This window comes from Streptococcus sp. STC1396, assembly GCF_058933875.1.
This window is the reverse complement of sequence record NZ_JBZYCU010000010.1, coordinates 1-25,117: the sequence shown is the minus strand read 5'-3', so window position 1 is coordinate 25,117 and position 25,117 is coordinate 1. Positions and strand designations below refer to the sequence as shown.

26 protein-coding genes and 1 tRNA gene are annotated in these 25,117 nt (G+C 40.6%); 21 read left to right on the top strand and 6 right to left on the bottom strand.

What is annotated here, in order from left to right; all coding sequences use genetic code 11:
- The first annotated feature begins 149 nt into the window (after positions 1 to 149).
- The 9 genes from AC5FEC_RS04745 to rsmA all read left to right on the top strand — a co-directional run bounded on the left by AC5FEC_RS04745 (position 150) and on the right by rsmA (position 7,591).
- The gene (locus AC5FEC_RS04745) at positions 150 to 488 is read left to right on the top strand and encodes a hypothetical protein (protein WP_493661461.1); all 339 of its coding nucleotides are present in this window, start codon (positions 150 to 152) and stop codon (positions 486 to 488) included.
- Positions 488 to 1,030 (top strand): hypothetical protein, encoded by a 543-nt coding sequence (locus tag AC5FEC_RS04740; protein WP_493661460.1) that lies wholly within the window; start codon positions 488 to 490, stop codon positions 1,028 to 1,030. Before AC5FEC_RS04745 ends, AC5FEC_RS04740 begins: the two co-directional genes overlap by 1 nt.
- A 564-nt stretch (positions 1,031 to 1,594) precedes the next feature.
- Positions 1,595 to 2,968, top strand: a complete 1,374-nt coding sequence (locus AC5FEC_RS04735) for a Rep family protein (RefSeq protein WP_493661459.1) — start codon at positions 1,595 to 1,597, stop codon at positions 2,966 to 2,968.
- A gap of 50 nt (positions 2,969 to 3,018) precedes the next feature.
- On the top strand, positions 3,019 to 3,228 hold the full coding sequence (locus tag AC5FEC_RS04730; protein WP_493661458.1) for a DNA-binding protein: 210 nt from the start codon (positions 3,019 to 3,021) through the stop codon (positions 3,226 to 3,228).
- Positions 3,229 to 3,294: 66 nt separating this feature from the next.
- Entirely contained in the window at positions 3,295 to 4,434 is a 1,140-nt protein-coding gene (locus AC5FEC_RS04725; RefSeq protein ID WP_493661457.1) for a tyrosine-type recombinase/integrase, read from the top strand.
- A gap of 132 nt (positions 4,435 to 4,566) precedes the next feature.
- Positions 4,567 to 5,337 carry a TatD family hydrolase gene (locus tag AC5FEC_RS04720; protein WP_493661456.1) on the top strand — a complete coding sequence of 257 codons (771 nt, stop codon included), beginning with the start codon at positions 4,567 to 4,569 and terminating at the stop codon, positions 5,335 to 5,337.
- Positions 5,303 to 5,899, top strand: coding sequence for a ribonuclease M5 (gene rnmV, locus AC5FEC_RS04715; RefSeq protein WP_493661455.1), 597 nt, complete (start codon positions 5,303 to 5,305; stop codon positions 5,897 to 5,899). The genes AC5FEC_RS04720 and rnmV overlap by 35 nt, the downstream gene beginning before the upstream one ends.
- 70 nt (positions 5,900 to 5,969) lie before the next feature.
- Positions 5,970 to 6,698: a hypothetical protein gene (locus tag AC5FEC_RS04710; RefSeq protein WP_493661454.1), complete on the top strand. Its 729-nt coding sequence runs from the start codon at positions 5,970 to 5,972 to the stop codon at positions 6,696 to 6,698.
- Positions 6,699 to 6,718: 20 nt separating this feature from the next.
- A complete protein-coding gene (gene rsmA / locus AC5FEC_RS04705; RefSeq protein WP_493661453.1) occupies positions 6,719 to 7,591 on the top strand; it encodes a 16S rRNA (adenine(1518)-N(6)/adenine(1519)-N(6))-dimethyltransferase RsmA in 873 nt (290 codons plus the stop codon).
- 118 nt (positions 7,592 to 7,709) lie between these two features.
- Here the strand turns inward: rsmA and AC5FEC_RS04700 are convergent.
- Positions 7,710 to 7,792, bottom strand: a tRNA-Leu gene (locus AC5FEC_RS04700).
- Between the two features lie 102 nt (positions 7,793 to 7,894).
- On the opposite strand from AC5FEC_RS04700, the gene rsgA reads away from it, so the two are divergent.
- The 10 genes from rsgA to fusA all read left to right on the top strand — a co-directional run bounded on the left by rsgA (position 7,895) and on the right by fusA (position 17,707).
- The gene (gene rsgA, locus AC5FEC_RS04695; protein WP_493661452.1) at positions 7,895 to 8,767 is read left to right on the top strand and encodes a ribosome small subunit-dependent GTPase A; all 873 of its coding nucleotides are present in this window, start codon (positions 7,895 to 7,897) and stop codon (positions 8,765 to 8,767) included.
- A 19-nt stretch (positions 8,768 to 8,786) separates the two neighbouring features.
- Positions 8,787 to 9,446: a ribulose-phosphate 3-epimerase gene (gene rpe, locus AC5FEC_RS04690; RefSeq protein ID WP_037614824.1), complete on the top strand. Its 660-nt coding sequence runs from the start codon at positions 8,787 to 8,789 to the stop codon at positions 9,444 to 9,446.
- The gene (locus AC5FEC_RS04685) at positions 9,439 to 10,071 is read left to right on the top strand and encodes a thiamine diphosphokinase (RefSeq protein ID WP_493661451.1); all 633 of its coding nucleotides are present in this window, start codon (positions 9,439 to 9,441) and stop codon (positions 10,069 to 10,071) included. Before rpe ends, AC5FEC_RS04685 begins: the two co-directional genes overlap by 8 nt.
- 1 nt (position 10,072) lies before the next feature.
- Positions 10,073 to 11,329, top strand: coding sequence for a DNA recombination protein RmuC (locus AC5FEC_RS04680; protein WP_493661450.1), 1,257 nt, complete (start codon positions 10,073 to 10,075; stop codon positions 11,327 to 11,329).
- A complete protein-coding gene (locus AC5FEC_RS04675; RefSeq protein ID WP_493661449.1) occupies positions 11,319 to 12,263 on the top strand; it encodes a 3'-5' exoribonuclease YhaM family protein in 945 nt (314 codons plus the stop codon). The genes AC5FEC_RS04680 and AC5FEC_RS04675 overlap by 11 nt, the downstream gene beginning before the upstream one ends.
- A gap of 218 nt (positions 12,264 to 12,481) precedes the next feature.
- Positions 12,482 to 13,303, top strand: a complete 822-nt coding sequence (gene purR / locus AC5FEC_RS04670) for a pur operon repressor (protein ID WP_037614848.1) — start codon at positions 12,482 to 12,484, stop codon at positions 13,301 to 13,303.
- Between the two features lie 9 nt (positions 13,304 to 13,312).
- A complete protein-coding gene (locus AC5FEC_RS04665) occupies positions 13,313 to 13,909 on the top strand; it encodes a GA-like domain-containing protein (RefSeq protein WP_052076743.1) in 597 nt (198 codons plus the stop codon).
- Between the two features lie 387 nt (positions 13,910 to 14,296).
- A complete protein-coding gene (gene rpsL / locus AC5FEC_RS04660; protein WP_005591658.1) occupies positions 14,297 to 14,710 on the top strand; it encodes a 30S ribosomal protein S12 in 414 nt (137 codons plus the stop codon).
- A gap of 19 nt (positions 14,711 to 14,729) precedes the next feature.
- Positions 14,730 to 15,200 carry a 30S ribosomal protein S7 gene (gene rpsG, locus AC5FEC_RS04655; RefSeq protein ID WP_005591659.1) on the top strand — a complete coding sequence of 157 codons (471 nt, stop codon included), beginning with the start codon at positions 14,730 to 14,732 and terminating at the stop codon, positions 15,198 to 15,200.
- A gap of 425 nt (positions 15,201 to 15,625) precedes the next feature.
- Complete coding sequence (gene fusA, locus AC5FEC_RS04650) at positions 15,626 to 17,707, top strand: elongation factor G (RefSeq protein ID WP_493661448.1); 2,082 nt, start codon at positions 15,626 to 15,628, stop codon at positions 17,705 to 17,707.
- Between the two features lie 204 nt (positions 17,708 to 17,911).
- On the opposite strand, the gene AC5FEC_RS04645 is transcribed toward fusA, so the two are convergent.
- Genes AC5FEC_RS04645 through AC5FEC_RS04635 form a run of 3 tightly spaced genes read right to left on the bottom strand, consistent with a single transcriptional unit; the run spans position 17,912 to position 19,668 of the window.
- Positions 17,912 to 18,538 carry an ATP-binding cassette domain-containing protein gene (locus tag AC5FEC_RS04645; RefSeq protein WP_052076742.1) on the bottom strand — a complete coding sequence of 209 codons (627 nt, stop codon included), beginning with the start codon at positions 18,536 to 18,538 and terminating at the stop codon, positions 17,912 to 17,914.
- Positions 18,535 to 19,383: an ABC transporter permease gene (locus tag AC5FEC_RS04640; RefSeq protein WP_493661447.1), complete on the bottom strand. Its 849-nt coding sequence runs from the start codon at positions 19,381 to 19,383 to the stop codon at positions 18,535 to 18,537. The genes AC5FEC_RS04645 and AC5FEC_RS04640 overlap by 4 nt, the downstream gene beginning before the upstream one ends.
- A gap of 18 nt (positions 19,384 to 19,401) precedes the next feature.
- On the bottom strand, positions 19,402 to 19,668 hold the full coding sequence (locus AC5FEC_RS04635; RefSeq protein ID WP_493661446.1) for a hypothetical protein: 267 nt from the start codon (positions 19,666 to 19,668) through the stop codon (positions 19,402 to 19,404).
- Between the two features lie 737 nt (positions 19,669 to 20,405).
- Here AC5FEC_RS04635 and gap point away from each other — a divergent pair.
- Positions 20,406 to 21,416 (top strand): type I glyceraldehyde-3-phosphate dehydrogenase, encoded by a 1,011-nt coding sequence (gene gap / locus AC5FEC_RS04630; RefSeq protein ID WP_000260673.1) that lies wholly within the window; start codon positions 20,406 to 20,408, stop codon positions 21,414 to 21,416.
- 492 nt (positions 21,417 to 21,908) lie between these two features.
- Here the strand turns inward: gap and AC5FEC_RS04625 are convergent, their stop codons facing one another.
- Positions 21,909 to 22,610 carry a hypothetical protein gene (locus AC5FEC_RS04625; protein ID WP_493661445.1) on the bottom strand — a complete coding sequence of 234 codons (702 nt, stop codon included), beginning with the start codon at positions 22,608 to 22,610 and terminating at the stop codon, positions 21,909 to 21,911.
- A gap of 144 nt (positions 22,611 to 22,754) precedes the next feature.
- Between AC5FEC_RS04625 and AC5FEC_RS04620 the strand changes: the two genes are divergently transcribed.
- Entirely contained in the window at positions 22,755 to 23,954 is a 1,200-nt protein-coding gene (locus AC5FEC_RS04620) for a phosphoglycerate kinase (protein WP_037614810.1), read from the top strand.
- A gap of 244 nt (positions 23,955 to 24,198) precedes the next feature.
- Here AC5FEC_RS04620 and AC5FEC_RS04615 read toward each other — a convergent pair.
- The coding region (locus AC5FEC_RS04615) for an IS110 family RNA-guided transposase (RefSeq protein ID WP_493661444.1) at positions 24,199 to 25,117 on the bottom strand (919 nt) is incomplete at its 5' end.

The following is a 25,117-nucleotide window of genomic DNA, read 5'->3' as shown; positions in this document are numbered from 1 at the left end:
TGCAAAAAATCGCAAATGCAGAAGTCATGATTTTCGAGTATGATTAAGATAGATATCAATAAAGAGCTCAGATATCAACTTCTATAATTATAGAATATCACAGAATAACTTTGAAAAAAAGTTGTGCCTAAATAAATAAGGAGAGTGCAATGAAGCTACCGAAATTATTGAAACAAAATAAACATAGCGAAGAATTTGCTAATACGTTGATTAAAAAGAACAAGCCAGTATTTTGGCTTCCGTCTCTTCCTCAAGAATCCTTTAAACAAAATAAGGAAACAGAAAGATGGGAAATTGATGGGTACAAATATTGGTTTTATCAGCTGGGGAATGGACTGCCACCATTCGAAGTGAAGACTTCAAAGAGATATGAAAGCTTGCCCGAAGATATTGTAGCAATAAAGTTTGAGCATCTATCTGCTGTAAGAATCAAAGACGATGTCTATTTTAAATGTGAAGATTTTATTGTTTTAGAGGGAGGTAAATAATGGCTCAAATATTTTTTGCTGATGATATTCTTGAGGAAGAGGTTCGAGGTAGGATTGTCGGTTTTACATTTGATGAGCAAAGAAAAGCTAAATTCGGAATAAAACTAACAAAGGATGTTAAATATTCTATTATCGGATATGATTATTCTGCCAATAAGGAGCCTATATATTTAGGTTTGGTGGTTGAATCTGATGAGAAAACAGGTTCGGTACGTGTATCAAACATTGAAAATCGAGTGTCTAAATTATTAAAACCATTATCAAACGAAAAAAATAAACTCTTAGATGAAATTGAAGAGTTAAAAATTGAGATTGATAAAAAAGAGAAGGAGTTTGAGCGCTCAAATGATCAATTATTTGATGTACAAGATGCTGTTATTGAATTTGAAAGAGCTTATGACGAACTTCAAAGAGAATCTGAAAAAACACTTGAACAGTTCGAGCATACTAAAAATCAGATTGAAAAATTTGAAAACTGGCTCAATCAAAATTGGTTTGTTAGCAAACTCTACCATTTTTATAAAAAATATAATCAGATTTAACATTTTGAAGCTAGAGATTTTGACGTAGAAATAATTCATGTTTTGAATGATGTCTATTTGATGTTAATGTATTTTATCTTTCTACAGCAGATTTGATATTTTTACGAAGTCAAATTGTTGAGCAAATGAACTGTTCTTTGAACAGTAGTGACATTCGTGAGACGCAGTCAGAGAAGACAAGCGAGCAGATGTCACGTCAGAATGCAGTGAGACAATGTAGACAGAGTAAGAATATCTATGACTGCTGTGATAAGGTACAGATATGAGATATAGCTATCATCAAAATATGTAATGATAATTCAAAAAGTTAGTGAGAAAAGGTAAGCTGATGAGTTTTTTTATAGAAATTAGAGCACGACCAATCTGGAGTAGAAGTAGTGGAAATTTGAAATGGTTTTTGTAAGATACTGTATTGATTTTCAGTTTTTGAAGTTTTAATCTTTCAAAACAAAAACAATACTTGTGGTTTTAATTTTAATTATTCAACGCGCGTGGTTAGACTGGGCTTGTCAACTAGTCTAACCTGAATAATTAAAGCAATAATTAGAAAAAGGAGTTAAATTAATGACAAAAGAATCCAAAATCCAGTGCTTTATGGTTGTTCAATATTTTTCTAAGCAGTATTGGAAGGATTGGGATGTTAGCTTTATTACAGAAGCTAAAGGGGGAGATATTGCACCCCTCCTTAATGAGATGGTCAAACGTATTAGTGAGATAACCACGGTGTCTGAAGCATATGGAATTATTCATGATAAAGATGAAGAGGAACTGTATGATGTTGAAACACAACAGTTTTATACAAAACCAATAGATAGTCACGGGCACTTATTATTTAAACTTTCAGAAGGAATGCCTATCTCTAAGTTGGCAGATGTAATTGGAATTGAACCACAATATATTGAAAAAGCTAAACGTGGGAGATATGGTTACGACAATTTACTCTCTTATTTAATCCACAGTAAAGAAAGCAACAAATTTCAATATGCCCCTCAAGAGGTCGTTAGCGCTGCTGGGAAGAACTATATGGAGGTGTTTAAGGAGAGATTCGGTAGCTGGAAAAAAGGAAGAGTAAAGAAAGATATTAAACTTTCAGAAGATGAAATTGATAACCTTATTTTAGATATTATTCAAGAAAAAATTGGGAAATCAGAAATCCTATTAGATGAAAAGTATCACATGATTTACACGACATTTAAAACCAGGATAAACGAGGCCTTTGCTGTGCTCGGTGAGATAAAAGGGAATAGAACGAAGAAAGCAATAGAGAATGGTGAGTTCAAAAAAACAGTTCTATTTATTCTTGGAAAGTCAGGGTTAGGTAAGACCAGATTTGCTAAAGAGTTGGCGTCAAAAATTCAGAGTTTGGCACTGAGAAATGGTCAAAAATGGGATTTAGCTACTACTGCTGGAACAAATATCATGGATGACCTAAATGGTGAAGAAATCCTTTTACTTGATGATGTTAGAGGAGAAAGTTTAACAGCTAGTGATTGGCTAAAGTTGCTTGATAATTATAACATCAGTTTTAGCTCTGCTCGGTACAAGAATATCTTACCTTCAGCGAGGATTATCATTGTTACAAGTACCAAACATCCATTAGAATTTTTCTATAAATGTAAGGACAATGAGCGAGAAGATTTATCTCAGTTTATACGGCGATTTGATTCGCTTATTACCCTGCAAAATTATCAGGGAGAAGATAATATCCAATTTTTCCAAGCGAGTCCTAGAAAGGCTAACAGTGTTAAGAGAAAGATTCCCAATCGAGAGACTATAGTTGCTCTAAATTATGATTTTGAAAAAAATAATTTCATGAATAAAGGTGAATTAGTAGAATTTTTGTTAGCCCAAGTTAGTCTAAATAATAAGTGGGAATTAGAGCAAGAAAAAAGCCTGTCAGACACTTTTAGCGGAGCAACTGACAAGCCAAGTAAGTGATAAAAGAAATTGTCTTTTATCATCTCTATTATATCAAACAAGAGAGTGTTATGGAAAATTTATATAAAACTAAAAAGAATATTTCAGAGCTATTTGATGTTCCCTTAAAGACATTGAATAATGATTTAACGGAAATGAGACGGATAGAACAATTTCAACGCTATATTTTAAAACCATCTCATAAGAGAGTATATATAAGCATTGAGGGATACAAGCAGTTTTTGCAATATAAACAGAAGAAGTATGAGGAAGCTATGTAGTTGTGTTATAATTAAGCTATGCTACATAGCTTTCCTTTGCTTATAAGATAAGTAAAAGGAGAAAAAATGTTTTATAAAGAGCTAGATAATGGCAAATATCGCTATTATGAGAAGTTTTATGATGAGCGAGAACAGAAGTGGAAACAGGTCACTGTGACTCTGAAATCAAAATCTCGAGTTTCACAAGCAGAGGCTAAACGCCGTTTAGCAAGGAAAATTGATAAGGTTCTCACTGCTCCTACGAAAGAGGAATTGAAAAGGCAAAAAATCGAGGAGATGTCTTTTGGTCAGCTTTTGACAGAATGGGAGACTATTCGAAGTGGTGAAATTAAACCGTCTAGCTTTAAAAGTGAGATGAAATGCTTGAGATTTTTCATGGAAGCAGTGGGAGATTTGAGATTATCCGATTATACTACGCAATTAATCCAGGCCTACCTCATGAGTTTAGATATTCAAAACTCAACACGGAAAAATCGTAAGATTTATTTGAATGGTATTTTCGGCTATGCTGAAAAGGTTGGATATATCTCAGAGTCTCCTGTGAAAAGTGTAGTGATTCCCAAGCAAAAAGTCGATTATGAAAAGCTAAAGAAGGCCAAGGAACACTTTATCAGTAAAGAAGAGTTGAGTTTAGTCTTGTCTTACTGTGAAAGTCACCACAAAGATAAGCGCTATGCTTTGGCAATGGAGTTTATCTTTCTAACAGGTCTTCGCTTTGCTGAGTTTATTGGGGTTCGTTATCAGGATGTGGACTTTGAAAACCATCTTCTGAAGATTGACCATACCATCGACTATGTTGCTCATAAGTATGATGAGAGAGTTTTACAGACAACAAAGACGGTTGGTTCTGTTAGAACGATAGTTCTTAGTGAACGTTGTTTAGAAGTTATTGACTACTTCCGACGGAATTGTCTTGATGAAGATTTTATCTTTGTAACAGAGCAAGGAAATATTATGAGACAACCTTTATTGTATAAATTTATCAAAGATATTTGCGATATAGTTTTAGGTGAGGGACGGGCTTATAACATTCACATGCTTAGGCATTCTCACATCAGCTTATTGGCTGAGCTGGGTGTACCTATCAAAGCGATTATGGAGCGTGTAGGCCATAGAGATGAGTCTATTACTTTGAGAATTTATAGTCACGTAACAGAAAATATACAGGATGAATTGAAGGAAAAACTTAATCAAATCCGTCTGTAAATGCTAACCATAAAACTAACCAAATACTAACCCAAGTTACTAGAAAATAAAGGAAACATGAGGAAGTTTAGAAAATAAAATCCTTGATTTTCAAGGCTTAGGGAACTTTTAGGAATGAGGAGGAAATATAGTTTGAACATTTTTGATACACACACGCATTTAAATGTGGAAGAATTTGCTGGGCGAGAGGTAGAGGAGCTCCAGCTGGCTGCAGAAATGGGCGTCAGCAAAATAAATATTGTCGGTTTCGACCGGCCGACCATTGAGCGCGCCTTGGATCTAGCAGACAGCTATGAGCAGCTTTATGCGACGATTGGCTGGCATCCGACCGAGGCGGGGACTTATGATGAGGCGGTGGAAGCCTATCTGCGGGACAAGCTTGGTCATCCCAAGGTAGTGGCTCTGGGTGAGATTGGCTTGGACTATCACTGGATGACTGCGCCCAAGGAAGTGCAAGAGCGAGTCTTTCGCCGACAAATTCAGTTGTCGAAAGAGTTAGACCTACCCTTTGTCGTTCACACGCGCGATGCTTTAGAAGACACCTATGAGATTATCAAGAGTGAGGGTGTCGGTCCTCGGGGCGGTATCATGCATTCTTATTCTGGCTCTTTGGAAATGGCAGAGCGCTTTATCGAGCTAGGGATGATGATTTCCTTTTCTGGAGTCGTCACCTTTAAAAAAGCGACGGATATTCAGGAGGCTGCGCAGAACCTGCCTTTAGACAAAATCCTCGTCGAGACGGATGCACCTTACTTGGCACCTGTTCCCAAACGCGGCCGAGAAAACAAAACAGCCTACACTCGCTATGTTGTAGAGAAAATTGCTGAGCTTCGAGGGCTGACTGTCGAAGAAGTAGCGCAGGCGACCTATGAAAATGCAAAGAAGGTGTTTAGGCTTGACTGAAAAGATAAAAATCCCGCAAGTGGTCGTTGTGGAAGGGCGTGATGACACAGCCAATCTAAAGCGATATTTTGATCTTGAGACCTATGAAACTAGAGGTTCTGCTATCAGCGATGCGGATATTGAACGGATTCGTCGCTTGCAGGACTTACATGGTGTCATTGTCTTTACAGACCCTGATTTCAATGGCGAGCGGATTCGCCGTTTAATCATGACAGAAATTCCCGCTGTCCAACATGCCTTTCTCAAGCGCGACGAAGCAGCACCCAAGTCTAAGACCAAAGGGCGCTCATTAGGCATTGAGCATGCGAGTTTTGAAGACTTAAAAACAGCCCTCGCTGGGGTAACCAGCCATTTTGAGTCAAGCAGTGATTTTGATGTGACAAAGAATGACCTCATGCGGCTGGGGCTACTCATGGGAAGTGACAGCCGTCAGCGTCGAGAGTATCTAGGCGAAGAGCTCCGCATCGGCTATTCTAACGGCAAGCAACTCCTCAAACGGCTGGAATTGTTTGGCGTGACCTTGGCGGAAGTGGAAGAAGTGATGGAGAGGTATAAGAATTAAGAGATGTGCGGTGAAGAATTGCTAAATCAAATTACAATTGCTTAGAATAAAATCTATTAGGAGAAATTAAATGAATGAAAATAATTTACAGTATTCTTTTAGAGAGTCATTAAAAAAAGATGGACAGCCACTAGTAATTGATATTTTAGAGTCAGGATTAGATGCCAACTTAAATGAGGGAGTTATAAAAGAAATTCCATTTATTTCTACGGCAGTCTCGCTTTATCATATTGGTAAAACAGTGAAGGAAAGATATCATGTTAGGAAAATGATAGAATTTATTCAGGAAATTAATAAAGGTATTGTAACTGAATATAAGCTGAATGAATATAAGAAAAAGTTTGACAGTCAAGAAAAATTTAGAATAAAAGAACTAGAATATATCGTTATTATTGTCGATAGATATATAGGATGTGATAAACCAGTTATGTTAGCGAGGCTATATCGCGCTTATTTAGATGGCATTTTAAAATGGACAGATTTTTTAGTATATTCTGAAGTAATAGATAGATTCTTAGTAAGTGATTTTAGTACACTAATTGAAAAAGATTTAACTATTTATGATAATGATAATACCAATGAAGATTCTGTACTAAGGCTTGTCGCGTTAGGATTAATGAAAGAAACAACTAATAATTCCATGTGGCAGGCGGTAGATGGCGGACGTTTTATTGTCACAGAGGATACAATGGAAAGAGCAAGATCTAAAAACAAGACATATATAAGAACTAGTTTTGGAGAAAGGCTCGTTAATATTTTACAAGTCCAAGATTTTAAGCTCAAAAAGTATTTTATTTAAGTGAAAAATAGGAAGAGAAAATGAGAATTGCAGACTATAGTGTGACCCGTGCCATTCTGGAGCGTCACGGTTTCACCTTTAAAAAATCTTTCGGTCAGAATTTCCTGACGGATACCAACATCCTCCAGAAGATTGTGGACACAGCTGAGATTGACAAAAAGGTCAATGTCATCGAGATTGGGCCCGGTATTGGGGCTTTGACAGAATTTTTGGCGGAAAATGCAGCCGAGGTCATGGCTTTTGAGATTGATGATCGGCTGGTGCCAATTTTGGCGGATACTCTGCGCAATTTTGACAATGTGACCGTGGTCAATCAGGATATCCTCAAGGTTGATCTGACTCAGTACATAGCAGAGTTTAAAAATCCTGACCTGCCTATCAAGGTGGTGGCAAACTTGCCCTACTACATTACGACGCCGATTCTTATGCATTTGATTGAGAGTGGAATTCCTTTTAGTGAGTTTGTTGTTATGATGCAGAGGGAAGTGGCGGATCGAATTTCTGCTCAGCCGAATACCAAGGCTTACGGCAGTTTGTCGATTGCCGTGCAGTATTACATGACTGCCAAGGTTGCCTTTATCGTGCCGCGGACAGTCTTTGTGCCAGCTCCAAATGTGGATTCGGCCATTCTCAAGATGGTACGCAGAGACCAGCCGGCAGTTGCGGTCCAGGACGAGAAATTCTTTTTCAAGGTTTCCAAGGCTAGTTTTGTTCACCGTCGGAAAACTCTCTGGAACAACCTGACCAGTTATTTTGGCAAGTCAGAGGAAACCAAAGCCAAGTTAACAGCCGCTTTAGAGCAAGCTGAGTTATCTCCAAGTGTTCGAGGAGAGGCTTTGGCTTTAGCAGATTTTGCCCGTCTGGCAGATGCCTTGAAGGCGCAAGGTCTATAAGATATTGAAAACCAGCCCTGTCTGAAAAGGGCTGGTTTTTCTGAAAGATATTTCAGGAGACTTTCAAAATTTTCTAAAAGAAAAACTCTTGTCAAATTGGACAAGAGTTCCTGTTCAATGCGGAGGAAGGGATTTGAACCCTCACACCCGTACGGGCACATGCGCCTGAAGCATGCGTGTCTGCCGTTCCACCACCTCCGCTTGTTTTTTTATTATAACATATTTTTTCAAAAAGCCAATAGTAAAAGCCAAATATCTGTCTTTTTTTGATATAATAATTGTATTAACTTTAAAGGAGCAGTCTTGCAAGGAATAATTATCAAAGCCTTGGCTGGCTTTTATTATGTAGAGTCAGACGGGCAGGTTTATCAGACCAGAGCGCGGGGAAATTTCCGAAAAAAAGGTCAGATTCCTTATGTTGGCGACCATGTTGAGTTTTCAGCGGACAAGGACTCTGAGGGCTACATTTTAAAAATTGCAGAGCGAAAAAACAGCCTCGTTCGACCATCCATTGTCAACATTGATCAGGCGGTTATTATCATGAGTGCTAAGGAGCCAGACTTCAATGCCAATCTTTTGGATCGCTTTCTGGTGCTTTTGGAGCATAAGGCTATTCATCCCATTATCTATCTTAGTAAACTGGATCTGCTGGAGGATGAGCGGAGCTTGGATGCTTATGCACAGACTTATCAACAGGTTGGTTATCGGGTGGTTCAGTCTGTCGAGGATTTACTGCCACTACTGGCGGGGAAAATCACGGTTTTCATGGGTCAGACCGGTGTTGGAAAGTCCACCCTGCTCAATAAAATAGCGCCAGACTTGCAGCTGGAAACAGGAGAAATCTCTGAAAGTCTGGGGCGCGGCCGCCATACCACGCGGGCAGTCAGCTTTTACAATCTTAATGGAGGAAAGATTGCGGACACCCCAGGCTTTTCTTCGCTGGATTATGAGGTGGACAGGTCCGAAGACCTGAATGCTGCCTTTCCAGAGATTGCCGAGATGAGTCGAGATTGCAAATTTCGAACCTGTACCCATACGCATGAGCCAGCTTGTGCCGTCAAACCAGCCGTAGAAGCCGAGCAAATTGCTTCTTTTCGTTTCGAAAACTACCTGCAGTTTCTCAGTGAAATCGAGAACCGTCGTGAAACTTATAAAAAGACAGCTAAAAAACTTTAAACAAAAGAAAGGAATCATCATGAAAACATTTAAAATTGCTCCCTCTGTTCTGAGTGCGGATTATGCTAATTTTGAGACTGAGTTGAAAAAGCTAGAAGCTAGCGGGGCAGAGTATGCCCATCTGGATGTGATGGATGGCCATTTTGTACCCAATATTAGCTTTGGTGCTGGGGTCGTAGCAAGTATGCGTCCCCACAGCAAGATGGTTTTTGACTGCCATCTCATGGTATCCAATCCTGAGCACCATATTGAGGAATTTGCTCGGGCGGGTGCGGATATTATCAGCATCCATGTGGAAGCGACACCGCATATTCATGGGGCTTTGCAGAAGATTCGTGCGGCAGGTGTCAAGCCTAGTGTTGTTATCAATCCAGGAACTCCAGTCGAAGCGATTAAAAATGTCTTGAATCTAGTGGATCAGGTCCTAGTCATGACAGTGAATCCAGGCTTTGGCGGTCAGGCTTTTCTGCCAGAAACCATGGATAAGATTCGTGAACTGGTCGTTCTGCGGGAAGTTAATGAGCTGAACTTTGATATTGAGGTTGACGGTGGGATTGATGACAAGACGATTCAGATGGCTAGAGAAGCTGGCGCCAATGTTTTCGTAGCAGGTAGCTATGTCTTCAAAGGTGATGTCAGTCATCAAGTACAGACCTTGAGAGATGCGCTAGATGCCTAGAATTGCCCTTTTTGCCGGTGGTGATTTGACGGAGTTCAGTCAGGATTTTGATGTTTTTATCGGGGTTGATCGTGGTGCCTTTTATTTGCTAAAGCAGGGATTGCCCCTAGATTTAGCAATTGGAGATTTTGATTCTGTCTCCGATGAAGAATTGCTGCGCATTAAAGGCAAGGCCAAGGAGGTCATTCAGGCTCAGCCTGAAAAGGATGATACGGACTTGGAATTAGCTGTTTTGGCTTGCCTTGAGCGGTATCCAGATGCTTATCTGACGATTTTCGGTGCCTTTGGCGGTCGTCTAGACCATGCTCTGGCCAACATTTTCTTACCCAGCAACGATAAAATCGCCCCCTATATGGAGCGGCTGACCTTAGTGGATGCCCAGAATTGCATCCGCTATGTGCCCTCTGGTCGTCATGAAATTAAGCCAGTGGAAGGGATGGACTATCTGGCCTTTATGCCGACAGAGGATGTGGCTCTGACCATTGAAGGAGCTAAATATCCTTTAAATGAAAGGAATTTTTTCTTTAAAAAAGTCTATGCTTCTAACGAATTTATAGATAGACCTGTATTTTTATCCTTTGACAGGGGTTATACGGTTGTTATTTACAGTAAAGATAGGAGTTGATATGGAATATATCATCATCATCCTGCTTATCATCAATCTGGTCTTTCTCTATTTCTTCTGGCAGAGACAGGGGCAGCAGGAGCAGGCAATCAAAGTCTTGTTAGAAGAGCAGGAAGATCATCTGTCCGACCAGCTGGATTACCGCTTTGAGCAGGAAAGACAGCAGGAGGCTCTTCGGCAAAAAGATCTGGAAATTGTTCTGGGAGATCGGCTAACAGAAGTTCGAACAGATTTGCATCGACATTTGACGGATTTACGAACAGAAATGGCGGATAGTTTCAGCAAAAATCGAGATAAAACCGATGAGCGGATGCGTCAGATTCAGGAGTCCAATGACTTGCGGCTGGAGCAGATGCGCCAGACCGTTGAGGAAAAATTGGAGAAGACTTTGCAGAGTCGCCTGCAGACCTCCTTTGAGACGGTATCCAAGCAGCTAGAGTCTGTCAATCGTGGTTTGGGAGAGATGCAGACGGTGGCTCGGGATGTGGGCAGTCTCAATAAGGTTCTTTCCAATACCAAAACCCGCGGCATTATGGGCGAACTCCAGCTGGGACAAATTATCGAAGACATCATGACACCAAGCCAGTATGAGCGGGAATTTGCCACAGTAGCAGGATCTAGTGAGCGTGTGGAGTATGCTATCAAATTGCCGGGACAGACGGATCAGGACTATGTCTACCTGCCTATTGACTCCAAGTTTCCTCTGGCGGATTATTACCGCTTGGAAGAGGCTTACGAGTCTGGCAATAAGGAAGAAATTGAACTTTACCGTAAGTCGCTGTTGGCTAGCGTCAAGCGCTTTGCCAAGGATATCAACAGTAAATATCTGGCTCCGCCAGCTACGACTAATTTTGGGATTATGTTTTTGCCAACGGAAGGTCTCTATTCCGAAGTGGTTCGCAATCCAGAGTTTTTCGACGGTCTGAGGCGAGATGAGCAGATTGTTGTGGCGGGTCCATCTACCTTGTCAGCCCTGCTCAACTCTCTCTCGGTTGGCTTTAAAACCCTGAACATCCAGCGTAGCGCAGATGACATCAGCAAGGTTCTGGGCAGTGTCAAGCTGGAATTTAATAAATTTGGGGGCATTCTAGCCAAGGCTCAGAAGCACCTGAAGAACGCTTCTGGCAGCATTGACGAGCTACTGACTCGCCGAACCAATGCCATTGAAAGAACGCTGCGGCATATTGAATTGTCTGACCAAGACCTTCAGTTACACTTGCTAGATATTCCAGATGAAAGGGAAGACTATGAAAATTAATCAAATGAAAAAGGATGAATTGTTTGAAGGATTTTATCTGATTAAGTCAGCCGAAGTCCGACAGACCAGAGCTGGGAAAAATTACCTCGCCTTCACTTTCCAAGATGACACTGGAGTGATTGAGGGAAAATTGTGGGATGCTCAGCCCCATAATGTAGCAGAATTTACAGCGGGAAAAGTCGTTCACATGCAAGGCCGTCGCGAAGTCTACAATAACACCCCGCAGGTTAATCAGTTGACCCTGCGCCTGCCAAAAGCTGGTGAGCCCAACAATCCTGCTGATTTCAAAGAAAAACCACCGGTTGATCAAAAAGAATTGCGGGAATACTTGGCTCAGATGATTTTTCGGATTGAAAATCAGGTCTGGCAGCGCGTGGTCCGTTCACTTTACAGCAAATACGATAAGGAATTCTATTCCTACCCAGCAGCGAAAACCAATCACCATGCTTTTGAGTCAGGTCTAGCCTTTCACACAGCTACCATGGTCAAACTAGCGGATGCGATTGGCGACATCTATCCTCAGCTCAATAAAAGCCTCCTTTTTGCAGGGATCATGCTGCACGACTTGGCCAAAGTCATTGAGCTGACCGGCCCAGAAAACACGGAATACACCGTGCGAGGCAATCTGATTGGGCATATTGCACTGATTGATGAGGAACTGACTAAAACCTTGGCGGAGCTGAAAATCGATGATACAAAAGAAGATGTCATCGTTTTGCGCCACGTTCTTCTTAGTCACCACGGTCTTCTTGAATACGGCAGTCCCGTTCGTCCAAAGATTATGGAGGCCGAAATCCTGCACATGATTGACAATCTGGACGCTGAGATGATGATGATGACCGCGGCTCTGTCTCTCGTTGCTCCAGGAGAAATGACCAATAAAATATTCGCACTGGAAAATCGTTCCTTCTATAAACCAAAAATTGACAAGTGAAATACGAAAAATGGACATTATATTTAGCATAATGTTCGTTTTTTTGCTAGAGTATGATATAATGAAAAAAATAAAATAAATACTCTTAGAAAATCTCTTCAAACTTTATTATCTTCAACAGTCTGAGTAGTTGGTTTATGCTGGAAATGCCTGGAGATCCTTTAGGCTTTCTCATATCAGTTTGTGGAGGATTTTTATTGAGTCAAATTGGTGAAAAAATGAAATTAAGAAGAAGTGAGCGGATGGTGGTTATTTCCAATTATTTGATTAACCACCCTTATGAATTGACAAGTTTAAACACATTTGCAGAAAAATATGAGTCTGCTAAGTCCTCCATCTCAGAAGATATTGTAATCATCAAGCGCGCCTTTGAGGAAATTGAAATTGGAACAATTGAAACCATTACAGGAGCTGGTGGAGGTGTTATCTTTACCCCTTCAATCTCAGAGAAAGATGCAAGAATTATTGTTCAAGATTTGTGTGCTCAATTATCTGAAAGTAATCGGATTCTTCCTGGTGGCTATATCTATTTGTCAGATTTGCTCAGTACGCCGTCTATCCTCAATAATATCGGTCGCATCATTGCCAAAGCCTTTAAAGGTCAAAAGATTGATGCTGTCATGACGGTTGCGACCAAGGGGGTTCCACTTGCCAATGCTGTCGCTAATGTCTTGAATGTTCCCTTTGTCATTGTGCGGCGCGACCTGAAAATCACTGAGGGTTCAACGGTCAGTGTCAACTACGTTTCTGGTTCTAGCGGGGATCGGATTGAAAAAATGTTCCTCTCAAAACGCAGTCTTAAGGCCGGAAGTCGGGTCCTCATCGTCGATGACTTCCTCAAGGGTGGCGGAACGATTAATGGGATGGTTAGCCTTTTGTCTGAGTTTGATTCAGAGTTGGCGGGTGTGGCTGTCTTTGCAGATAATGCCCAAACCACCCGTGATCATCTGGATTATAAATCGCTTCTGAAGGTAACCAATATTGATGTTAAATCGAATACGATTGATGTTGAAGTTGGCAATATATTTGATAAAAATTAGGAAAGTAAGATGAAAAGTTTATTTGATAAATTGGAGCAGAGTTCAATCTTTGTGCGTTTAGGAATAGTATTGTTTTTAGTGGTTGTTTTAATTTCAGGTTTTATATTTGTCAAACCAACACAGAAAACCGGGCAATCTACTAAAATAGTTAGCTACAGCAGACGGTCAAGTTCTAGCAAAGCCGGCTCCAGCAGTAACGCTTCATCAGACAGTACGGTACAAGAGGCAGAGTCTGCTGTTAAAAAGCTAGAAGAGGAGCAGACTGCTGAGAATCTTTCTCAAGCTCAAGAAGCAGTTGACAAGGTAAAAGATGAGGCGGTTAAGGAGAAACTGCAAAGTAGAATTCAGGCGGTGAGAGATGCGATGTCTTCGAACCAAGCACCGACGGATTCTTCTGAACCTGTTTCAGAACAGCAGCAATCTGCTTCACCGGCGGCGCCAGTTTATCGATCTCCTGCCGTCTCAACTGAGACGCCATCTCAGCCACAAGAAAATCCAAGTCCTGCTCCGTCTTCAAATCCAGAACCTACTCCAAGTCCATCTTCTGCCACACCGGATCCTTCTTCAGATGCTGGCTCAACCCCTCAGCCTTCAAGCGGAGAATAACAGGATTATAGAAATGCTTGAGGCACTGGCATTGTTTTGTGATAAAAGGATCTCTATAAAATATTCTGATGGTTTGAATCATATTTCAGAAACTAAGAAACTCTCAATAGTGCTGTAAAAGCAGCTTTTTGAGAGTTTTTTATGATTAAGCATCAAGGGGAAGAACATATAGTTATTAAGAAACTAAAAAGCTGAATGGGAGTAAAAAATAAACAAAAAGTATTGACTAAGCAATGCCTCTATGTTACAATGATAAACGGTACTTTTTACTTTTGGTCTCTCAAAAGTGTACAGAGACGTGCTGACAAATGTTGCAAAAGTACACACAGATGGTAGCTGTCACCAAGTGTATCATCACCAAAATTAAAAAAATACAGGAGAATGTAGATGCCTACAATTAACCAATTGGTTCGCAAACCGCGTAAATCAAAAGTAGAAAAATCTAAATCACCAGCTTTGAACGTTGGTTACAACAGCCACAAAAAAGTTCAAACAAACGTATCTTCACCACAAAAACGTGGTGTTGCAACTCGTGTTGGAACTATGACACCTAAGAAGCCTAACTCAGCCCTTCGTAAATTTGCCCGTGTACGTTTGAGCAACTTGATCGAAGTTACAGCTTACATCCCAGGTATCGGACACAACCTGCAAGAGCACAGTGTGGTGCTTCTTCGTGGTGGACGTGTAAAAGACCTTCCAGGGGTACGTTACCATATCGTCCGCGGTGCACTTGATACAGCAGGTGTTACTGACCGTAAGCAAGGCCGTTCTAAATACGGTACTAAGCGTCCAAAAGCATAAGGAAAGGGGATAAAGATAAATGAGTCGTAAAAACCGTGCGCCTAAGCGCGAAGTATTGCCAGATCCGCTTTACAATTCACAATTAGTTACTCGTCTTATTAACCGCGTTATGCTTGATGGTAAGCGTGGTACAGCAGCTTCTATCGTTTACGGAGCTTTTGAGCAAATCAAAGAAGCTACTGGAAATGATGCACTTGAAGTATTTGAAACAGCGATGGAAAACATCATGCCTGTTCTTGAAGTACGTGCTCGTCGTGTCGGTGGTTCAAACTACCAAGTACCGGTTGAAGTTCGTCCAGAACGTCGTACTACACTTGGCCTTCGTTGGTTGGTAACAATTTCACGTGGTCGTGGTGAACACACTATGCAAGATCGTCTTGCAAAAGAAATCATGGATGCTGCTAACAACACTGGTGCAGCAGTTAAGAAACGCGAAGATACTCACCGTATGGCAGAAGCTAACCGTGCCTTCGCACACTTCCGTTGGTAATATAGGATGCGAAAGCGTTAAGAAAGTCCAAGAGAAAATAGGGAATCGAAGCAGGTTGCGACTGCAACCAATGAGATTCATCTTTTTCTCCAGACTTTTAGCTTGAGCTCAACTAAATAAGATACTAAGGGCGTTGAAAAAGCGATTGAAAATTAGGAGGCTTGACGAAGAATTGGAGATTCTAGGAAAGCTTATCTATTTTCCGAGCTTTTAGTCCGAGTTCAATTAGAACACATAGTGTTCCGTGCGAATTCAAATCAGCTAAAGAGTATTTAGCTCTTAGTTTTAACTCAACTTGTCAATTTTCTAAGTTGAAACCAACAAAAACAAGATAAATATTAAGAACGGGTAGGTCCTGCCTATCCGTTTTTTCTAAATAATGTTATAATAAATTGTAAAATAAATTAATAGGAGAAAACAACCTCATGGCACGCGAATTTTCACTTGAAAAAACTCGTAATATCGGTATCATGGCTCACGTCGATGCTGGTAAAACAACAACTACTGAGCGTATTCTTTACTACACTGGTAAAATCCACAAAATCGGTGAAACTCACGAAGGTGCGTCACAAATGGACTGGATGGAGCAAGAGCAAGAACGTGGTATCACTATCACATCTGCTGCAACAACAGCTCAATGGAACAACCACCGCGTAAACATCATTGACACACCAGGACACGTGGACTTCACAATCGAAGTACAACGTTCTCTTCGTGTCTTGGATGGTGCAGTTACCGTTCTTGACTCACAATCAGGTGTTGAGCCTCAAACTGAAACAGTTTGGCGTCAAGCAACTGAGTATGGAGTTCCACGTATCGTATTTGCTAACAAAATGGACAAAATCGGTGCTGACTTCCTTTACTCAGTAAGCACACTGCACGATCGTCTTCAAGCGAATGCTCATCCAATCCAATTGCCAATCGGTGCTGAAGATGACTTCCGTGGTATCATCGACTTGATCAAGATGAAGGCTGAAATCTATACTAACGACCTTGGTACAGATATTTTGGAAGAAGATATCCCAGCTGAATACCTTGAGCAAGCTCAAGAATACCGTGAAAAATTGGTGGAAGCAGTTGCTGAAACTGATGAAGAATTGATGATGAAATACCTTGAAGGTGAAGAAATCACTAACGAAGAATTGAAAGCTGGTATCCGTAAAGCGACTATCAATGTTGAATTCTTCCCAGTATTGTGTGGTTCTGCTTTCAAGAACAAGGGTGTTCAGTTGATGCTTGATGCAGTTATCGACTACTTGCCAAGCCCACTTGATATCCCAGCAATCAAAGGTATCAACCCAGATACTGAAGAAGAAGAAACTCGTCCTGCATCTGATGAAGAGCCATTTGCAGCTCTTGCCTTCAAGATTATGACTGACCCATTCGTAGGTCGTTTGACTTTCTTCCGTGTCTACTCAGGTGTGCTTCAATCAGGTTCTTACGTATTGAACACTTCTAAAGGTAAACGTGAACGTATTGGACGTATCCTTCAAATGCACGCTAACAGCCGTCAAGAAATCGACACTGTTTACTCAGGTGATATCGCTGCTGCTGTTGGTTTGAAAGATACTACAACTGGTGACTCATTGACAGATGAAAAAGCTAAAATCATCCTCGAGTCAATCAACGTTCCAGAACCAGTTATCCAATTGATGGTTGAGCCAAAATCTAAAGCTGACCAAGACAAGATGGGTATCGCCCTTCAAAAATTGGCTGAAGAAGATCCAACATTCCGCGTTGAAACAAACGTTGAAACTGGTGAAACAGTTATCTCTGGTATGGGTGAGCTTCACTTGGATGTCCTTGTTGACCGTATGCGTCGTGAGTTCAAGGTTGAAGCAAACGTAGGTGCTCCTCAAGTATCTTACCGTGAAACATTCCGCGCTTCTACTCAAGCACGTGGATTCTTCAAACGTCAATCTGGTGGTAAAGGTCAATTCGGTGATGTATGGATTGAATTTACTCCAAACGAAGAAGGAAAAGGCTTCGAGTTTGAAAATGCTATCGTCGGTGGTGTGGTTCCTCGTGAATTCATCCCAGCGGTTGAAAAAGGTTTGATTGAGTCAATGGCGAATGGTGTCCTTGCTGGCTATCCAATCGTTGATGTGAAAGCTAAACTTTACGATGGTTCATACCACGATGTCGACTCATCTGAAACAGCCTTCAAGGTTGCGGCTTCACTTGCATTGAAAGAAGCTGCTAAGACTGCTCAGCCTGCTATCCTTGAGCCAATGATGTTGGTAACAATCACTGTTCCTGAAGAAAACCTTGGTGACGTTATGGGTCACGTAACAGCTCGTCGTGGACGTGTTGATGGTATGGAAGCGCATGGTAACAGCCAAATCGTTCGTGCCTATGTTCCGCTTGCTGAAATGTTCGGTTATGCAACAGTTCTTCGTTCAGCATCACAAGGACGCGGTACCTTCATGATGGTATTTGACCACTACGAAGATGTACCTAAGTCAGTACAAGAAGAAATCATTAAGAAAAACAAAGGTGAAGCATAATAGCTTGTTTAAAGACAAGAGGCTGGGACAAAAGTCCGACCTCAAATATAAAAAGCGAACAAAACTAGTTTTCTGGTAATCAGAATTCTGCTTTGTTCGCTTTTTGCATTTAATTATAGATTTGAAGGGCTTAATAATTAAGATTTTTAAAAATTGAAATCTTTTTGTCCCAGCCTCTTTGGCAGCTAAAATGAATGGAATATCTCAGGCATTGTTACCTTTAAACTTCAGTAGATTTAGAGCATTGGCTGGATCAAAGTCCTCAATTGCTGTCAGGGAATTCTTGCTAAGAAGATAGACTGTATCACAAATTTTGAAAACTTCTGATAGATTGTGAGAGGTTAGCAGAATGATTTTTTGTGTACTGTATTCTTTTAATAGTTCATAGGCTGTAGATCGTCTCAGCTCGTCAAGACCATCCAGCAGTTCGTCCAAGATAATAAGGTCGCTGGGAAGGGACAAGATATAGAGAAAGGCGAAGAGCTCTTTCATACCTAGAGAGTATTTTCCGATTTTTTTATTTAAATAATCCGCTCCGCCCATCTTTTCTAGATTTTCCTGGAAAACATTCTGTTCTTCTGGGCTTAAGAGCTGCAGATAGTCCTGAGCCGACAAGTGTTTATCAAAAATATCCAAATTAGGAATGTAGGCGACTTTTCCGCTTTGGAGTTGTCCTCTGAACCCTTTGACTTCTCCATTAATCAGGCTGAAGAGCGTGCTCTTACCAATCCCGTTGGGACCGATAATGCCGTATAGACCCGGATCAGACAGCTCAAAGCTTAAATCCTCAATTATAGCTGTGGTGAGATTTTTAATCCTTAATTCTATCATGCTTTCCCCTCCTTGCGATAGTAGAAATTTTTATAGAGTCGATAGGAGACTAATGTAAAGATCAGGCTCAGTGTTAGCAGGTAAATAATCCCTATCAGAAAGGCATTTTTAGGAAGTATGCTAGCATCGTTGAGGATCTGGCCATAACCTAGGTATTCAAAAGGGAAGAACTGTTTGAAGGGCTGGAACCATTCTTCCTGAGCCAAAGTGAGAAAACCAGTCAGGAAAACAATAACGAGACCAATGACAACTAAGCTTTTTTTGAATATGAGAGCCAGAAACTGGCCCAGACTGGCCAGGAAGATTAGAGCGACTAGGAAGAGGATGATTGTTTGCAAGCTAATCTGCCAGATAGGTACAATGGTTCGACCTAGAAGATATGGATAGCTCCAGGTACCGAAGCTGTCTAGCAGGCCCTTGGCTACATATAGGGTAGTGAAGAGTAGGAGGGTGGTCAGAAAGGTCACTAGGATAGGGACCAGCAGTTTAATGAGCAAATGCTTAAGTTTTCGGCCACCCAGCAGCTGATAGAAACGAATCTGAGAGCTCTCAATCTCGCTACTGAGAGAATCAGCTATGAGGACGGTGATGAGAACAAAGATGGTAGTAGAGGACAACCAGCCTGTCATGATGTGGCCTATGCTAAAGGCAGCTTCGCTTGTGTTATTAAGTGTAAGGCTTGGAGTTCCTCCGACTGCTTTCACAGCTTCGCGGTAGCGGATACTGGCCCTTAGATTTTTATAGCTATCGGAGTTCTTATCTGTCATAGTGTCAAGCTGGGCCAGTAAGCTCTGATATTCCAGCTGGCTAACTTTCTCTAGATCCTTTTTTTCTAAAGCAGCCAATTCTTCTGATAGGAGCTTTTATTTTTCTTGTTCCTGACTAAGCTGTTGGGAGCGAACTTGATCGTCGGGATTCAGTTTGACTTGATCTTGTAAATTTTTCACCAATTGTTTGCTTTGTTGGAGCTGCTCTCTGATAAAAGCCAGATTGCTATCAAAACTCTGCTTGTTTATTGTTGTTTGGTAAAAGGCAAATAGGCCCAAAAAGATTACTGCCAGCAGGATTAGGCAGATTTTATTTTTAGGACTTTTTAGAAAGCGCTTGAGTTCAAAATGAAAGAATTCCATATACATACCTCACACAAAAGTAGAGGCTGAGACAAAAAGATTTCAATTTTTAAAAATCTTAATTATTAAGCCCTTCAAATCTATAATTAAATGCAAAAAGCGAACAAAGCAGAATTCTGATTACCAGAAAACTAGTTTTGTTCGCTTTTTATATTTGAGGTCGGACTTTTGTCCCAGCCTCTAGCTATTAATAAATCTTATAGTGATAGACATAAAGAAATGCTGGATTAATGCCTTCATACCGGTTAATACGTTCTACGTTGGATACGTGAAAACCTGTATGGTAATACAAATTCATCCAAGAATAAGATGTTCGAGTGATTCCGTCCATAACAAGATGGATCTCATTTTAGTGTGTATAACTGTGGCTACGTTAGCAGCTGATACGCTCTTTTTCGCACTATGCCAAACAGAGTTGCAAGAATTGCAATCAAAAAATGTTTGCCTAGATATTTATTATTGTATCACAATACATATATTGTGTAAAGCGCTTTCTTGCATAAAAATTAAAATAATTGATTATTTATACAACACAAGAAAATAACAGGGAAGGAGTTGTTTTCTGAAAAGGATTGAAAACTTCTGAAATAAATGATGTCCTTTGTTAATCCTAATGAAATCAGTTGCAATTTCATTCGATAAGTTATATAATAGATATGTTGAAAGGTGATTTGTAGCAACTCAAGTTACTCTTTTCACATAAAAATTTTTTGATTTTCATAAGGAGGAAATCACGAATGGTAGTTAAAGTTGGTATTAACGGTTTCGGTCGTATCGGTCGTCTTGCTTTCCGTCGTATCCAAAACGTAGAAGGTGTTGAAGTTACTCGCATCAACGACCTGACAGATCCAGTAATGCTTGCACACCTGTTGAAATACGACACAACTCAAGGTCGTTTCGACGGAACTGTGGAAGTTAAAGAAGGTGGATTTGAAGTTAACGGAAAATTCGTTAAAGTATCTGCTGAACGTGACCCAGAACAAATCGACTGGGCTAACGATGGTGTAGAAATCGTTCTTGAAGCAACTGGTTTCTTTGCTACTAAAGCAGCTGCTGAAAAACACTTGCACGCTGGTGGTGCTAAAAAAGTTGTTATCACTGCTCCTGGTGGATCAGATGTTAAAACAGTTGTATTTAACACTAACCACGATATTCTTGATGGTACTGAGACAGTTATCTCAGGTGCTTCATGTACTACAAACTGTTTGGCTCCAATGGCTAAAGCTCTTCATGACAACTTCGGTATCGTTGAAGGTTTGATGACTACTATCCACGGTTACACTGGTGACCAAATGGTTCTTGATGGACCACACCGTAAAGGTGACCTTCGCCGTGCTCGTGCTGCTGCAGCTAACATCGTTCCTAACTCAACTGGTGCTGCTAAAGCAATCGGTTTGGTTATCCCTGAATTGAACGGTAAATTGGACGGAGCTGCTCAACGTGTTCCTGTTCCAACAGGTTCTGTAACTGAATTGGTAGCAGTTCTTGATAAGAACGTTACTGTTGATGAAGTAAATGCAGCTATGAAAGCAGCTTCTAACGAATCATACGGTTACACTGAAGATCCAATCGTATCTTCTGATATCGTAGGTATGTCATTCGGTTCATTGTTTGACGCAACTCAAACTAAAGTTCTTGACGTTGACGGTAAACAATTGGTTAAAGTTGTTTCATGGTATGACAATGAAATGTCTTACACTTCACAACTTGTTCGTACTCTTGAATACTTTGCAAAAATCGCTAAATAATTCAAGTGTATGAAAAAAGAGATCCGCGGGATCTCTTTTTTAGTTTTGAGACAAGTATATTTGAGCCGCTTGAATGAATAGTTATTGAGACTCGAGTCAATATGCTATGAACAATGACGAGTACTAATGCGGCTTCATTGGCAACTAGGATAGAAATGAGAATTGGATAGCTTTTGCCCAGCATTAGATTGGACAAGGAAAATAGGATTTTATTTTGCTTTATCTGCTCTATACGGCTTTTTCGAATCCACTTTTACAAATAGCCAAGGGAACTAGGAAAGTTTGCGTGTATAACTTTGAATGGTCTATTATAAAGGACATTGGAATACCAAACTGAGTGAAGATTCAATAAAAAGATTTCAGAAAAATTTTCAAAGCCTGAAACGATGCTATTATAGAGATGGAAAAAGTAATTCTGGGCTGAAAAACAGCAGTTTTGAAGAAAATTGTTTTGGGAAAAGACTTTGGTTAAAATAGGATTTTTACTTAGTATTAAAATGCATTCCATAGAAGGCAAAAGATGAGGACACAGCTCCATGCATTTCCGGATTTTCTTTGAATGACAAGCATGCCGTAAATGAGAATGAATACGGCGACGGCTTCAAATAGAGAAGTTGGATCTAAGCCAATCATTCCATGTATGAGCAGGCAGATTAGAGCGCAAATGAGGGCACCAAGATCGATTCCCTTCGTTTGGTGTGGATAGCGGAGATTGATTTTCCGAGCAATTACAACATAATTAAAGCCTTCCCAGAATCCCCATATAAGAGAAATGAACAAATAACCTAAAATATTTGTCGAAAAAGAACTGGCAAGAATTTCTTTCGTTAAGGAGATTGATTGAAATGGGAGGTAGGTGTGAACTTGTCCTGTAATGATGAGGAAAAGAAGCAAGGGAAGACAGGTAACTGCAGTCTGAACGAGGGATGAGAGGAAATGCTGAGTAAGTAATCCATATTCTTTCCAACTTTCTTTGCGACGAATCATTACCACGCTTGTGCCTAATCCTGCTACACAAAATTGGCAGGCTGCGAGGACAAGAAGGCGGAGCCAGATGGAGACCGATAATTGACGAATAAAGTCTAATAGCTGCTCTCGGAAAAATAGATAACTGATAAGGGGAAGGATTGTCAAGATAGCGATGATGTTTAAATCTTGGTCGGCTTTCTTTTGAAGGGGAGATAGTTCTGGCATCAAGTGATCCTCCTTTATTATCCCTATTGTATCTTCTGGATGATGCTGTGTCAAGAAGAGGGGAAAAGCGTTTAATTTTGCTATCGCTTTTACAGCTTTTGTGATATAATTATCATGTATTAAAAATAGAAGGAGTCATATCCAATGGCAAAATTGACTGTTAAAGATGTTGACTTGAAAGGGAAGAAAGTTCTCGTTCGTGTTGACTTCAACGTTCCTGTAAAAGACGGTGTAATCACTAACGATAACCGTATTACTGCTGCTCTTCCAACAATCAAGTATATCCTTGAACAAGGCGGACGTGCAATTCTCTTCTCTCACCTTGGACGTGTGAAAGAAGAAGCAGATAAGGCTGGTAAATCACTTGCTCCTGTAGCTGCTGATTTGGCTGCTAAATTAGGCCAAGATGTTGCTTTCCTTCCAGGTGTCACTCGTGGTGCTGAATTGGAAGCTGCGATCAATGCTCTTGAAGATGGACAAGTTCTTTTGGTGGAAAACACTCGTTTTGAAGATGTTGACGGCAAGAAAGAATCTAAAAACGATCCTGAACTTGGTAAATACTGGGCATCGCTTGGAGATGGTATCTTTGTAAACGATGCATTCGGTACAGCTCACCGTGCACACGCATCTAACGTTGGTATCTCAGCAAACGTTGAAAAAGCTGTTGCTGGATTCCTTCTTGAAAACGAAATTGCTTACATCCAAGAAGCGGTTGAAGCTCCAGAACGTCCATTCGTAGCGATTCTTGGTGGTTCAAAAGTTTCAGACAAGATCGGTGTTATCGAAAACTTGCTTGAAAAAGCTGATAAAGTCCTTATCGGTGGTGGTATGACTTACACATTCTACAAAGCACAAGGTATCGAAATTGGTAACTCACTTGTAGAAGAAGATAAATTGGACATTGCAAAAGCTCTTCTTGAAAAAGCAAACGGTAAATTAATCTTGCCAGTTGACTCAAAAGAAGCAAATGCTTTTGCGGACTACACTGAAGTGAAAGACACTGAAGGCGAAGCAGTAGATCCAGGTTTCCTTGGTTTAGATATCGGTCCTAAATCTATCGCTAAATTTGACGAAGCTTTGACTGGTGCGAAGACTGTTGTATGGAATGGACCTATGGGTGTCTTTGAAAACCCTGACTTCCAAGCTGGTACAATCGGTGTTATGGACGCTATCGTGAAACAACCTGGCGTGAAATCAATCATCGGTGGTGGTGACTCAGCTGCTGCAGCCATCAACCTTGGCCGTGCGGATAAGTTCTCATGGATTTCTACTGGTGGTGGTGCATCAATGGAACTCCTTGAAGGTAAAGTATTGCCAGGACTTGCAGCATTGACAGAGAAATAATATTTGTAATGAAAGAGAGTGGGACAGAAATCGGTAATTCGTTAGAATTCGATTTCGTCGTCCCACCTCCGCACAGTTGAGTAGGGCTGTAAAAGCTGATGAAATCAGCGTAGTAGAGCCCACTCAACCACTGCGTCTTGCTCGACAATCCAAAGACAATTGAGAGGCTAGGACTTTTTATACGAAAACTCAAAAGAGCGCAAAAAGACTCCCCTTGTGATATAATGAAAGCGAAAAAATTGTATTAGGCTACTGGCTCGTCTCTAGTAGCCTTTTTTTGTAGCACAAACTCCTGATAAGTAAGATTTTCTTTCAAAAGGATATAAGCTATTTTAAGAAGTTGATGTGCGAGTGCAATAGTTGCTTTTTGCGGTCCTCTCCTGCTTTGAATCTGGTAATAATGCTCTGCTAGTGGACTTCCTTTTTGTTTTTTTGCCGCAAAAACTGTTTGACAGAGACACCTTTTTAAATAGGAATTGCCATGTCTGATTTTTGTGCTCCTCTTTTTACCGGCACTTTCATTATTTCCAGGACACAAACCAGCCCAGGAAGCGAGATGTCCAGCTGTTGGAAACTGGCTCATGTCTACCCCAATTTCCGATATGATCACAGAGGCTGTAATGAGATCAATACCAGGAATAGAATCTAGGATTTCCACTGGTCTCTCATAGAGATTTAGATAGCCGTTCATACGCTCTTCCAAACAATCGATTTGTTTTTGATAAAAATCGTAAATCTCCAAGGACTGACCTAACATAAAACGATGATGAGCCGAAAAGTACCCATCAAGTGCCTCAAGGAGTTGGGGAACTTTTCTTTTCAAACTGGTATAAACAGATTGATGGATCATTCTTGGGGTAACGGGCGTCTCATCAATAAGCAGTTGCAGTAAGTTTCGACCAGAAGCACCCATGATATCTTCTATGTAGGTTGTCAGCTTAATACCTCCTGATTGGAGGATTTTATGGATCCGATTGGTCTCACGATTACGGCTCTCTACATAGTGTTTCCGTTGTCGTGTTAGCTCTCTCAATTCTTGAATGGTTTCATCAGGAACGAAACTGCGAGGAAGCAGGCCGATTCGTGTTAATTGGGCAATCCAGTGAGCATCTTTCTTATCTGTTTTTTGACCTGGAATAGCTTTCATATGAGCAGGCTGTGCT